This is a genomic window from Bradyrhizobium sp. CFUWI, assembly GCF_056429085.1.
The window spans coordinates 1-464 of record NZ_JBWJZE010000172.1; the positions used below are offsets into that span (position 1 = coordinate 1).

Below are 464 nucleotides of genomic sequence, written 5' to 3' on the forward strand. Positions count from 1 at the left end.
GGCTGCGGCTGCTGCTCGCGCAGCGCCAGATCGCCGTCGGCCAGATGGCGGACGCACGAGCCACGCTGCAGCCCGCGCTGGATTCGCCCGATCCGCAGATCCACCGCGACGCCCTCTGGGCGCTCTGGGAGCTGTCGTACACCGATTACCAGCGCACGCCCGAGCGCGAGGCCACCTACCGCAAGGCGATGCGCGAGGACCTGCTGCGGCAGCTGCGCGTGCTGTCCGCGGAGCCCTGGCCGCTGGAGCGCCGCGTGCTCCTCACCCGCCGCGCCGCGGAACTGCAGGACCGGGTGCTCGGCGCCGCGATGACGCGCCGGATGGCCGAGGAAGCCTCCGACCCGCGCGAGGCGGCCCAGCTCTACGAGCGCGCCGCCAAGGAGGCGCTCGGCCAGTCGGACTACGCCGGCTCCGCCGAGCTCTACCTGCTGGCGCGCAGCGCCACGCCCGACGCGGGCAAGGCC

1 protein-coding gene is annotated in these 464 nt (G+C 75.2%); it reads left to right on the plus strand.

Annotation, left to right across the window (positions count from 1 at the left end):
* Positions 1-464: hypothetical protein (locus tag AC066S_RS39265; protein ID WP_478271973.1), on the plus strand; the 464-nt coding region annotated here is incomplete at both ends.